We start from the raw sequence: 12,411 nt of genomic DNA on the forward strand, positions 1-12,411 counted from the left end.
CAGGACTTCGGACTATTATCAGTGCGAAGCGACTTCAGAATTCCGGTCGCTCGGCACTACCCTGAAGGGGGCACCATGAAAGAGAAAATCCAAAACTGGCTGCACGACCTGGGTGTCGCACTCGGTTTGATCGAACCGCCTCTGCAACCTGTGCCTATCCGTACAGACGACGAACAGCGTCGACGCCAGCCGCGCCGCCGTTAATCGTGGTTGCAGGCGCTCGCTTGCTCGCGATGGTCGCGAATGATCACACGGGCAGGCTGGCAGGCTGCATGCGCCGCTCGATCCATCGCGAGCAAGCTTTGCTCCCACGGACGCCCTCAGGTTTCCCATCGCCAGCAGAGCACCCGTAATCCTAGCTCCCGCAATCCTCCGCCAAGCAACCTGATGTATCCCCATCTCAATCAAAACGGCTCAGATCATTGGCCGTTTTTGCGTTTCTGAGCATCCAGCTTCCCGCCAGTAAACGCGGTCCATCCTGGTTTTACTCTTCCAGTACAGCAGGCCGATTCCGATTCCGAATCCGCGCTGTCGCTGTTCTGCCATGATCTTTTCGGCGGGCGAAAAAAAACGGGTGTGGCAACCGACGCCACACCCGTCGAAGAAAACATTTAGTCAGTTGTGCGCTATCAGATCGCGCTCGCCACCACTGAAGGGCGACGGGACGCCAGGCTCACCACCACAAAGCTCACCAGGCCGACAGCCAGGCTGTAGTAGATCGGCGTGTTGGCATCCAGGCCATCCTTGAACATGAACAGCAGTGCGGTGGCAAAGCCCAGGCCCATGCTGGCAATGGCGCCGGCGGTGGTTGCGCGTTTCCAGAAAATGGCCCCCATCAGCGGGATCAGCATGCCACCCACCAGCAGGTTATAGGCGAGGGTCAGTGCGCTGATGACGTCGTTCACCACCAAGGCGATACCCAGCACGGCGATGCCGGTCAGCAGGGTAAACAGCCGGTTGATGCCCAGGCTCGACTGTTTGCCGCCACGCAGCTTTGGCAGCAGGTCTTCGGTCAGTGTGGTGGACGCCGCGAGGAGGCCGGCGCTGGCGGTGGACATCATGGCGGCCAGTGCGGCAGCGATGACCAGGCCACGGATGCCGTCCGGCAACGACAGTTTGACGATGGCTGCGAAGGCGTTGTTGACGTTGTCCAGGTCCGGGATCAACACGTGGGCGGCCATGCCGATCAGGGCGCAGGCCAGTCCGTAGAGGATGCAGTAGAAGCCTGCGAAAGTACCGGCGTACTGGGCAATCTTCGCGGTCTTCACGGTGAACACCCGCTGCCAGATGTCCTGGCCGATCAGGATCCCGAAGAAGTAGATCATGAAGTAGGTGATGATGGTGTCCCAGCCGATGGTGGTGAAGCTGAAGGCGGTCGCCGGCAGTTTCAGCACCAGTTCATCCCAGCCGCCAACGCGGTACAGGCAGATGGGAAGCAGGATGAACATCAGGCCGACGGTCTTGATCACGAACTGGACGATGTCAGTCAGGGTCAGGGACCACATGCCGCCGATCGCCGAATAGACCACCACCACGCCGCCGCCCAGCAGCACCGAGATCCAGAAGGGCAGGTCGAACAGCACTTGCAGGACCGTGCCGATTGCCAGGATCGAGGTCACGCCGATCATCAGCGCGTACGCCAGCATGATCGCCGCACTCGCGGAGCGGGCCATCGGGTTGTAGCGTTTTTCCAGCACCTGGGTAACGGTGTAGATCTTCAGCTTGAGCAGCGGCTTGGCGAGGAACAGGTTCAGCGCCACGATCCCGCAGCCCAGTGCCGCGCAAAGCCAGAACCCGGAAATACCGTGGACATAACCCAGGCGCACGGTGCCGACGGTGGACGCACCACCCAGGACGGTCGCGGCCATTGTGCCCATGTACAGGGTCGGGCCGAGATTGCGACCGGCAACCAGGTAGTCTTCGTTGGTCTTGGCCTTGCGCATGCCGAAGTAGCCGAGGACCAGCATTGCGGCGGCGTATATGAGAACGACGAATAAATCCAAAGCCATGATGGCGTGTCTCCGATTGTCTTTTTTATGGTGAAACAAAAATGGTTCTGTGGTGCTGCTCGGTCCCCGCAGGCAACTCATTCCCTGTGGTAGCAAGGCTTGCCCGCGATAAACGATGACGCGGTCCAGCTATAAATCGCGGCGCCTCAATCGCGGGCAAGCCTTGCTCCCACAGGTCTTGCATCAAGCGGCGCTATGCCTTCGCTGCGTAAATCATCCGGGCCAAACACCGCCTTGGGCTCCGGGAACAGGCTCAGCAGGACCAGGTACACCACCGACGCCAGGCCCAGGGTGACCGGCAGGCTAATGTCGATGCCGTCGGCCAGGTTACCCAGCGGTCCAACGAATTGGCCGGGCAGGTTGACGAAGCACAGCCCCACCAGCGCACTCGGGATCCAGGCCCCCAGGCCGCGCCAGTTCCAGCCGTGGGTGAACCAGTAGCGGCCACCTTTTTCGCCTCGGGTGAATACCTGCAGGTCATCCGGGCAGTAGAAGCCACGGCGCACCACCAGGCCGATAATCATGATCACCATCCATGGCGTGGTGCAGGTGATGATCAGTACGGCGAAGGTCGATACGCTTTGCACCAGGTTGGCGGCGAAGCGACCGATGAAGATGAAGGCAATCGACATCACCCCGATCAGCAACGTGGCCTTGACCCGTGACAGCACTCGCGGAAACACACTGGACATGTCCAGCCCGGTGCCATAAAGGGAAGTGGTGCCTGTGGACATGCCGCCGATCACCGCGATCAGGCACACCGGCAGGAAAAACCAGCTAGGCGAGACCGCCAGCAGACCGCCTACATAGTTATTGGCCGCGATGTAATCCGGCGCCTTGATCGCCACGATGGTGGCAGTGGCCAGGCCGAACAGGAACGGGATCAGGGTGGCAAGCTGTGCCGCGATCACTGCAAACATGATCCGGCCTTTCGGGGTTTCGCGTGGGATGTACCGCGACCAGTCACCGAGAAACGCGCCGAAGGATATCGGGTTGCTCATGGCCACCAGCGCTGCGCCGATAAAGGCTGCCCAGAAGCCGGCCTGACCCAGGGCCACGGTGCCGGCGAACTGGCTGTCGAAGGTCGGGGCAAACGCGAAGATGCCGAGCAGGAACAGCGCGCTGGCCGCCCATACCGCAATGCGATTGACCCACAGCATGAAGCGGAAACCGTAGATGCACACGGTCAGCACCAGGATGGCGAACAATCCGTAGGCCAGGCCCAGACTCAGGTCGGTTTCCGGCAGGCCGATCAGGCGTTTGGCGCCACCGATCAGCGCATCACCCGAGCTCCACACCGACAGTGAGAAGAAGGCGATGGCGGTCAGCAACGACAGGAACGAACCGACGATCCGGCCGTGCACGCCGAAGTGCGCACCGGAAGACACGGCGTTGTTGGTGCCGTTGATCGGGCCGAACAGGCCCATGGGTGCAAGGATCAGCGCGCCAAGCACGACGCCCAGCACGATCGCCCATACACCGGCCTGGAAGGACAGGCCAAACAACACCGGAAAGCTGCCGAGCACGGCGGTCGCAAAAGTGTTGGCGCCGCCGAAGATCAGGCGAAACAAATCGCCGGGACGGGCATCGCGTTCGTGATCCGGGATCTGTTCGACCCCGTTTGTTTCGATGCTGCTAAGGCTTTTTTCGTTGTTGTTGTTATTCATGATCTGCTCCGATCATAAAGGCGCGCTCATCGTGTGTGAGCGTCACCTGTTTGGCTAAGGGGGTGGCAGCCCTTCCGGCATCGCGGATAAATGTTCGTGGCAGGCCAGCCAATGGCCTTGTTGTTCTTGGCCAGACGAGTGTTTTCTGAAAACAATCGTCTCGCGCTCCTGGCTGAAGTGTTGCTCCCCTTGCATGCGCAGCTCGGTGGCCACGTCATGGATGAAAATCGCCACGTCACCCTGCAGGCTGACGAAAGCGTTGCTTGAAGTGCACGAAAGCACCTCGAAGCCATCCTCGCGGCGCCAGGTGTCCCACAACGCCTGATAGGCATCGCGCGACAGCAGGGGCTGTTCGAGGGTGTAGAAGACGAAGCTGGCATCGGCGCTGAAGGCGCCGAAATAGGCTTCGCGATCGTTACCGGCAAAGGCCGACACCAGATCGGCGGCGGCTTGCAATACTTGATCGCGTTCGTTCATGACCCGTCCTCAGCGATGAACCACGCCAGGCAGCACGCAAAGCATTTCGTACAGCAGGTTGGCGGCCAGCAGCGAGGTATTACCGGTGGTGTCATAAGCGGGCGAGACTTCTACCAGATCGCAGCCGACCAGGTCGAGGCCTTGGCAGCCGCGCACGATCTCGATCGCCTGAATGGTCGTCAGTCCGCCAATTTCCGGGGTGCCGGTGCCTGGCGCCCAGGCCGGATCGATGCCGTCGATGTCAAAACTCAGGTACACCGGGCCGCCACCCACTTTCTCGCGCACTTCAGCCATCAGCGGCGCAAGAGATTTGTGCCAGCACTCTTCGGCCTGCACGACGCGAAAGCCCTGGTTGCGGCTCCAGTTGAAGTCGTCGGCGGTGTAGCCCTGGGCGCGCAGGCCGATTTGTACTACGCGGTCCGGGTCCAGCAGGCCTTCTTCGACTGCGCGACGGAACGTGGTCCCGTGGGCGATTTTTTCGCCGAACATGTGATCGTTGACATCGGCATGGGCGTCGATGTGCACCAGGCCGACTTTGCCGTGCTTTTTATGGATGGCACGCAGGATCGGCAGGGTGATGGTGTGGTCGCCGCCCAGGGTCAGCGGGATCACGTCGTGTTCGAGGATGTTGTCGTAGGATTCTTCGATGATCCGTACGGCATCGAGCAGGTTGAAGGTGTTGATCGCCACGTCGCCGATGTCAGCCACCGATAGCGAATCGAACGGAGCGGCGCCGGTCGCCATGTTGTAAGGGCGAATCATGACCGATTCGGCGCGGATTTCCCGAGGCCCGAAACGTGTACCAGGGCGCAGGGAGGTACCGATGTCCAGGGGCACGCCAACGAAGGCAGCGTCCAGACCGGCAGCGGTCGGCACATGGGGAAGTCGCATCATGGTGGCGATGCCGCCGAAGCGCGGCATTTCGTTGCCGCCCAGTGGTTGGTGAAGAATCTTGTCCACGGGTTCAGGCCTCATCATTTTTTTGTATTAGGCGCCGATTCTGCGAAATGTAGTGGCGGGGAAGAATCGCTACGCACAAATACTTAGTTCAGATTTTTCTAAACTAATGGAAAATGGCGGCGGTAAATTTAACGGCTGATGGCAGGAGCTGCCGCAGGCTGCGATCTTTTGATCTTCATTCTTCGTGGCCTTGTACTGCCGAAAGTCAAAAGATCGCAGCCTGCGGCAGCTCCTACAGGTAGCTGCCGCGAATCCGGAGTTCCCATGGCCAACGCTTTACCCGACCTGAAACTGCTGCGCATTTTTGTCAGCGTGGTTCGCCATCAGGGGTTTGCCACTGCCCAGCAGGAGCTCAACCTCTCGACTTCGGCCATCAGCACTTACATGAGTCAGCTCGAAGCCGCCCTCGGCCTGGTGCTCTGCCATCGCGGGCGTGGCGGTTTCAGCCTGACCAGCAAGGGTGAGCTGTTCCACCAGGAAACCTTGCGGTTGCTGGCCGAGCTCGAAGGATTCGAGCAATATGCCGCCGCACTCAAGGGCGAGTTGCGCGGCACGCTGAACCTGGGGGTCATCGACTCCACCGTCAGCGACAAGGCCCTGCCGTTCGCCGAAGCCATCGGCGCCTACAGCCAGGAGCACCCGGCCGTGCATCTGCACTTGTCGGTCATGAGCCCCTACGAGCTGCAACTCGGCGTGCAGGACAATCGACTGGACCTGGCCATCGGTGCATTTTCCACGCGCATGAGCGGGCTGGTGTACATGCCGCTGTACCGCGAGCAGCACTGGTTGTACTGCAGCAGCCGGCACCCGCTGTTCACCGAACGACGTATCCCCGAGCAGGTCATTACCCAGCAGCGCATGGTCGGCCGGGGGTACTGGAGCCAGGCGGAACTGGCGCGCCACGGCTTCAAACACAGCGCCGCCACCGTGGAGAGCATGGAGGCGCAGTTGATCCTGGTGCTGTCTGGCGCCTACATCGGTTACTTGCCCGAACACTACGCCCAGGCCTGGGCCGATAAGGGCGATTTGCGGGTGTTGCTGCCGGCGACTTTTGGTTATCAGGCGCCATTTTCCATGATCGTGCGCCGTGGCCGCAGCCGCGAACCGCTGATCCAGACCTTCCGCGATCTGCTCAAAGCGCAACTCAATCAGGCTTGAAATAATGTCCAGAATCCATTGCCCGCGCTGCATGCGCCCAGAAGCCCATTGCCTGTGCCTATTGATCCCGAGCCTCGACAGCCGTACCCGGGTGCTGGTGCTGCAGCATCCGAGTGAAGTAAACCACGCGCTGAATACCGCACGTTTGGCCGCGCTTGGCTTGACCAATGCCGAGCTGATCGTGGGCGAAGTGTTCGCGGATCTGCCGGCGTTGTTGAATCAACCGGGGTACCAGGCGCGGCTGCTGTTTCCGGGCGAGGATACGCAGACGCTGCAGGGCTATGGCGCAGATGATCAGCCGCTGTTGCTGGTGGTGCCGGACGGTACCTGGCGCAAGGCGCGCAAGCTGCTGCACCTCAATCCGCTGCTGGCGACATTGCCACGGGTGACGCTGGCGCAGGGCGGAGTGTCGCGGTATCGATTGCGCAAGGCGCCGGGGCCGGGGGCTTTATCGACGGTGGAGGCCATCGCGCAGGCGTTGCAGGTGCTGGAAGCGCCGATGTCCTTTGAGCCATTGCTGAAGCCGTTCGAGGCGTTGATCGAGGGGCAGATCGCGGCGATGGGGGAGGAGGTTTTTTTGCGTAATCATGGGCCGAATTAGGCGTTGCTCGTGCCGGCCTCTTCGCGGGCTTGCCCGCGAAGACGGTAGAGCTATCACCACAACTCCAGGCCAGAACCTACCGCTCGCGCATCGCCTCGGTCCGCGCCTTCAGCACCGGCTTGAGCAGGTAGTCCAGCACACTCTTCTCACCGGTGATGATGTCCACCGTCGCCACCATCCCCGGGATGATCAGTAACGGCTTCGCATCCCCACCCAAGTGGTTCTTGTCGGTGCGCACCTGGATCAGATAAAAGCTGTTGCCCTTGTCATCGGTAATAGTATCTGCGCCAATCAACTCCAGCTTGGCGCTCAAGCCGCCATAAATGGTGTAGTCGTAGGCGCTGAACTTGACCATCGCCCGCTGCCCCGGATGCAGAAACGCCACGTCCTGCGGACGGACCTTGGCCTCGATCAGCAGGTTGTCTTCCAACGGTACGATTTCCACCATGTCGCTGCCGGGCTGGACCACGCCGCCGATGGTGTTGACCTTCAGCACCTTGATGATCCCGTGAACCGGCGAGACCACCGTGGTGCGGGTGACGCGGTCATCGATGGCGATGCTCGAAGCGGTAATTTTTGAAAGGTCGGTGCGTTTCTCGTTGAGCTCCTTGGCAGCGTCCGAACGGAAAGATTGTTCGGACTCGTCAATCTTGCTCTTGATTTCAGCGATCGCCGATTCCGCCCGAGGAATGGCCAGGGTCGTGGCGTTCAACGAGCCGCGAATTTCCACCGCGCTGCGCTTGAGTCGCAGGATTTCTACGGGGGACACGGCACCGGTGCCGACCAGCGGTGCTGACATGTTCATCTCTTGCTGCAGTAGGGCCAGGCTCGAACTGAATTGCCCTTGTTTCGAGCGAAACTCCGCCAGTTCCTGGGTTTTTTGCCGCAGCTGTTCGCTGAGCGTGCGCTGTTCACTGGCCAGTCGACGCTGCCGTTGCTCGTAGAGCGAGCGCTCGTCCTCGGCCACCTGCGGCGCCTTGGCGATCACCTCGGCCGACAACTTGAAGGGCCGCCCTTCGGCCTCGGCGGACAGGCGTTCAACCTGGGCGGTCAAGGCATACCGATCGGCCTCGCTTTCACCCTTGTTCGATAGAAAGCGGGTGTCATCCAGGCGCAGCAAGGTATCGCCCTTGTTCACCATCTGCCCCTCGCGGACAAAGATCTCGGTGACGATGCCGCCTTCCAGGTTCTGAATCACCTGGACCTTGCTTGACGGAATCGCCTTGCCTTCGCCCATGGTGACTTCCTGGAGCACGGCGAATTTGGCCCAGACCACGGCGCTGACGATCAGCCCCGCCGCCAGCCACACGGTGATCCGCGACCAGCGCGGGGAATCCTGCAGCGTCGCGCCGGCGGTCTCCGGCATGAACTCGCTCTCGGCGCTTTTCCTGAAACTGCCGAAATAACCGCGCGGCTTTGCGTCGGGCGAGTCGGATGATGATCGGGCCATGGGCAACTCCTAGACCGCTGCAGAGCCGACGCGGCCCTTGCGCAGTGCATCGATGACCGCTTCTTTCGGACCGTCGGCGACGATCCGTCCGTTGTCCAGCACCACCAGCCGATCCACCAGGCTGAGCATCGAGGTCCGGTGGGTGACCAGCAGCAGGGTCTTGCCCTGGACCCAGCCGTGGAGTTTCTGGCGCAGGACGTCTTCGCTGCTGTTGTCCATGGCGCTGGTGGGCTCGTCGAGCAGCATGATCGGTGGGTCGAGCAACAAGGCCCGGGCCAGCAGCACGGCCTGGCGCTGGCCGCCGGACAGCAACTGGCCGCGTTCACCTACCGGCCGGTCGAAGCCTTGCGGGTGTTGGCGGGCGAGCTCTGTGACGCCGGTGAGTTCTGCCACTTCGAGCATTCGCGAATCACTGACATAGCGGGCGCCCAGGGTCAGGTTATCGCGCAGGCTGCCGGCCAGCAGCGGCAAGTCATGGGCAACGTAGCCGATCTGCTGGCGCAAGTCGGCGACGTCCAGTTGCCGCAGGTCCAGGCCGTCGAGTAGCAACTGGCCTTCTTCCGGGGTGTAGAAACCCATCACCAGGCGGGCGAGGGTGCTTTTGCCCGAGCCGCTGCGGCCGATAATGCCGATGCGCTCACCGGGTTTCATGCTGAAACTGACGTTGTGCAGCGCCGGGGCACTCTGGCCGTTGTAGTGAAAGGTCACGCCACTGACGTCGAGGGCGCCTTGCAGTTGCGTGCGCTCCAGCGGCCGTTGCCGGGCGTCGCGCTCCTGGGGCAGCCCCATCAGCGCATCGGTACTTTTCATGGTCAACTGCGCTTGCTGGTAACGCGTGATCAGGCCGGCAATCTGCCCGAGCGGTGCCAGCACCCGGCTGCCAAGCATGTAGGTCGCCACCAGCGCACCAACGCTGAGGTTGCCGGCAATGATGCTGTAGACCCCGGCGACGATGGTCGCCATGCCGGAAAATTGCTGGATGAACAGGGTGCCGTTGGTGGCCAGGGCCGAGAGATTGCGGGCGTGGCTGTCGAGGCGGGTCAGGGCGCCGTGGGTGGTTTCCCATTTGTGCTGGCGCTCGCTTTCGGCGCTGCAGGCCTTGAGGGTTTCCAGGCCGCCCAGGGTTTCAATCAGCAGGGCCTGGCGTTCCGCACCCAGGGTCAGGCTTTTTTGCACGGTGTCGCGCAGGCGTGCCTGGATGATCATCGCGAAGATGATGGTGATCGGAAATGCCAGCAGCGGGATCACCACCAGCCAGCCGCCCAGCAGACCGATCACCACCAGCATGAGCACGGCGAATGGCAGGTCGATCAGGCTGGTGAGGGTCACGGCGGTGAGAAACTCACGCAGGCCCTGGAAGTCATGGATGCTCTGGGCAAACCCGCCGATGGTGGCCGGCCGTGCCTTCATCGACATGCCAGTGATGCGCTCGAACAGAGTGGCCGAGAGAATCACGTCGGTTTTCTTCCCGGCGGTGTCCAGCAAGTGCGCGCGCACCACGCGCAGCACCAGTTCAAAACCGGTGCCGATCAGCAAGCCGATGGACAGCACCCACAGGGTCGATGTGGCCTGGTTCGGCACGACCCGGTCGTAGGTCTGCATGACGAACAGCGGCACCATCAGGCCCAGGAGGTTGATCAGGAAGCTTGCCAGGATGGCGTCGCTGTACAGCCATTTGGACAGTTTCAGTGTGTCGCGAAACCAGGCTTCCACCCGGGGTACCAGGGGCGAGCGCAGGTCTTCAAGTTCATGGCGTGGCCGGGCAAACAATGCCTGGCCGCTGTAATTTTCAGTCAGCTCTTCACGGCTGACCCATTGTTCGCCACCGTCGGCTTCGCTGGGCAGGATGAGCAGGCGGCCATCGTCTCCCAGACGTCGCAGAACGGCCGTGCGGCCGTTGCCGAGTATCAGCATCACGGGCAGGTTGAGAGGGGAAATATCCGCCAGGTCCCGGCGCAGCACGCGCGCCTGCAAACCGGCCCGGGCTGCTGCGCGGGGCAGCAGGTCCAGGCTCAGGCGTTGTTTGTTCAGGGGCAGCCCGGCACTCAGGCTGGCGCGACTGACCGTCGCGCCGTGGAGTTTGCAGAGGATCAACAGCCCGTCAAGAAGCGGGTCGTCGAAGCCAAGACGCGGATCGACACCAGTGTTGCCGGTTTCCATGCTGGTCAAATTGATCGCTCCAGGTGAACGGGCTGCCACATCAACACAACATACTGTGTAGGAGCCTGGGGCAGCTCCTACACCGGCACTTACCTCAGTTCAGGCAAGCGGGCTTCATTCTTCACTTCGGTCTGGGCGATCGCATCGGCAGGCAGCACCACGCGTTGTTTGCTCAGCAACAGGCCCATGTTCGAGAGGATGCGGTACATCGAGTATTCCTCGGTGTAGCGAACTTCGGTGTAGCGACGGTTGGCGTTGTAGAGCTCGTTCTCACTGTCGAGCACGTCCAGCAGGGTGCGCTGGCCGAGGCCGAACTGATCCTGGTAGGCCGCACGTACGCGTTTGGTCGTTTCGGCGTACTCGCGCGCGGTCGGCGTCTGCTTCTTCGCGTTGAGCATGGCGTTCCAGGCCAGGTGGATATTTTCGTTGAGCTGGCGCAGGGCGTTGTTGCGGATGTCCATGGCCTGGTTGATCTGGTGCGCGTTGGACTGCAGGCGGGCCTTGTCGCTGCCGCCGCGGAACAGGTTGTAGTTCATCACCACACCGACCCGCCACTCGTTGTCGTGACCTTCATCGCCCTGCACGTTGTTGTTCGCGCCCACTGCCGCTTCAGCGTCGAAGCGTGGGAAGAACGGCGACTTGGCAACTTCGTACTGGCTCTCGGCGGACTGCACGTCTGCCTGGGCGGATTTCAGGTACGGGTTATTCTCCACCATGCTCTGCTGGGCTTCCTGCAGGGTAGCGGGCAATTCACCGCGGGTCGAAGGCAGGGTTTCCAGTTCATCCGGCAGGCGACCTACCACGGCGTAGAAGTTCGATTCGGCGTCGGCCAGGTCGACTTCGGCGGTGTCCAGGTTGTTTTGCGCCAGTGCCCGACGAGCGGTGGACTGGTCGGCGTCGGCGGTGCTGCCGATACCGCGCTCGGTGCGCAGGCCGATCTGGTCGTTGACGCGCAGGTGAGCTTGCAGGTTGTTCTTGGCCAGGGTCACCAGTTCGCGACGCTTGAGCACTTCGAGGTAGACCTCGATGGTCCGCAGGGCCAGGTCCTGGGCAGTGCCCTGGGCGTAATAGGCCCGGGAATTGACCACACCCTTGGTGCGTTCGACTTCGTTGGCGGTGTTGAAACCGTCAAACAGCATCTGCCGCAGGCGCAGTTCCGACTGGGTGTAAGTCAGGACCTCCGTGTTGTGATTGCCCTGTGCACGGGTGTTGGTGTTATCGCTGTAGCCGCGGCCGTAAGCAGCGTTCAGATCGACAGATGGATAGAAGCCCCCTTTGGCGATTTTGACTTCTTCGTCCGCGGACAGCCGCGCGTCCACGCGTGACGCAAGTTCCGGGTGAGTTGCAATAGTGCTTTGGATGGCCTCGGTCAAGGACATGGCCTGGGCCTGTGAAGTGCAGGCCATGGCCAGCAAAATCGCGCTGCAGAGGGGGGTTAAAACGCGCATGGGTGTATCTCCCTGATTCCTAATGATGCTTATCAGTCGCCAAATATTTGACGGCATTTATAGTGAAAACCGTTTCAAGCTTGTAACAACAGAGCTAAGAACATTCTAGAGCAAAGCTAAGAAATTTTTCTCATAAGTCTTATGCCAAAAAAAACTTATGCGCTCTGAAAAATCCAGCACATTGTTCACTCGTGGAACCCTTGTATTACGAGCTCTAGGGAGCTTGCAAGGGCAAATCGAAAGTTCCATCCATTTATCGATAACGGACGATGGAGTGCTGGAGGGGAAGGAGGCGGGGCAGTTTTTGGGTGACATTTTTTTGTCACTTGGTCGGTTCAGAACTGTAACGCATCGCTGGCAGGTGATCATTTTTGCCGATTAGTAGCCCAAAGCCATTGAATGTATTGGGTTTATTTGAATCAGGCGCTGATTGCCCATACGCGACAGGCTTGGCGAGAAAGTCGCCAGGGCCACGGTTGAC

10 protein-coding genes are annotated in these 12,411 nt (G+C 61.0%); 3 read left to right on the forward strand and 7 right to left on the reverse strand.

Going from position 1 to position 12,411, the window contains the following annotated elements; genetic code table 11:
- The first annotated feature begins 75 nt into the window (after positions 1–75).
- A complete protein-coding gene (locus tag AAEZ09_RS06110; RefSeq protein WP_003184145.1) occupies positions 76–204 on the forward strand; it encodes a PA1414 family protein in 129 nt (42 codons plus the stop codon).
- 425 nt (positions 205–629) lie between these two features.
- Here AAEZ09_RS06110 and AAEZ09_RS06115 read toward each other — a convergent pair whose 3' ends face one another.
- The 4 genes from AAEZ09_RS06115 to speB form a co-directional block, all read right to left on the reverse strand.
- A complete protein-coding gene (locus tag AAEZ09_RS06115) occupies positions 630–2,009 on the reverse strand; it encodes a sodium:solute symporter family protein (protein ID WP_205891911.1) in 1,380 nt (459 codons plus the stop codon).
- A gap of 146 nt (positions 2,010–2,155) precedes the next feature.
- Positions 2,156–3,676 carry a purine-cytosine permease family protein gene (locus AAEZ09_RS06120; protein WP_045058688.1) on the reverse strand — a complete coding sequence of 507 codons (1,521 nt, stop codon included), beginning with the start codon at positions 3,674–3,676 and terminating at the stop codon, positions 2,156–2,158.
- Positions 3,677–3,730: 54 nt separating this feature from the next.
- Positions 3,731–4,153, reverse strand: a complete 423-nt coding sequence (locus AAEZ09_RS06125; protein WP_350598630.1) for a YybH family protein — start codon at positions 4,151–4,153, stop codon at positions 3,731–3,733.
- 9 nt (positions 4,154–4,162) lie between these two features.
- Positions 4,163–5,113, reverse strand: a complete 951-nt coding sequence (gene speB / locus AAEZ09_RS06130; protein WP_045058686.1) for an agmatinase — start codon at positions 5,111–5,113, stop codon at positions 4,163–4,165.
- Positions 5,114–5,377: 264 nt separating this feature from the next.
- On the opposite strand from speB, the gene AAEZ09_RS06135 reads away from it, so the two are divergent.
- Both AAEZ09_RS06135 and AAEZ09_RS06140 read left to right on the forward strand, forming a co-directional pair.
- A complete protein-coding gene (locus AAEZ09_RS06135; protein ID WP_045058685.1) occupies positions 5,378–6,271 on the forward strand; it encodes a LysR family transcriptional regulator in 894 nt (297 codons plus the stop codon).
- 4 nt (positions 6,272–6,275) lie between these two features.
- On the forward strand, positions 6,276–6,872 hold the full coding sequence (locus tag AAEZ09_RS06140) for a tRNA-uridine aminocarboxypropyltransferase (RefSeq protein ID WP_350598632.1): 597 nt from the start codon (positions 6,276–6,278) through the stop codon (positions 6,870–6,872).
- A 76-nt stretch (positions 6,873–6,948) separates the two neighbouring features.
- Here the strand turns inward: AAEZ09_RS06140 and AAEZ09_RS06145 are convergent, their stop codons facing one another.
- The 3 genes from AAEZ09_RS06145 to AAEZ09_RS06155 all read right to left on the reverse strand — a co-directional run bounded on the left by AAEZ09_RS06145 (position 6,949) and on the right by AAEZ09_RS06155 (position 11,930).
- A complete protein-coding gene (locus AAEZ09_RS06145) occupies positions 6,949–8,322 on the reverse strand; it encodes an HlyD family type I secretion periplasmic adaptor subunit (protein WP_045058683.1) in 1,374 nt (457 codons plus the stop codon).
- A gap of 9 nt (positions 8,323–8,331) precedes the next feature.
- Positions 8,332–10,491, reverse strand: coding sequence for a type I secretion system permease/ATPase (locus AAEZ09_RS06150; protein WP_205891913.1), 2,160 nt, complete (start codon positions 10,489–10,491; stop codon positions 8,332–8,334).
- Between the two features lie 80 nt (positions 10,492–10,571).
- Positions 10,572–11,930 carry a TolC family outer membrane protein gene (locus AAEZ09_RS06155; protein WP_205891914.1) on the reverse strand — a complete coding sequence of 453 codons (1,359 nt, stop codon included), beginning with the start codon at positions 11,928–11,930 and terminating at the stop codon, positions 10,572–10,574.
- Between the last annotated feature and the right edge of the window lie 481 nt (positions 11,931–12,411).

This window comes from Pseudomonas sp. 65/3-MNA-CIBAN-0223 (assembly GCF_040310425.1).
GTDB lineage: Bacteria > Pseudomonadota > Gammaproteobacteria > Pseudomonadales > Pseudomonadaceae > Aquipseudomonas > Aquipseudomonas gregormendelii.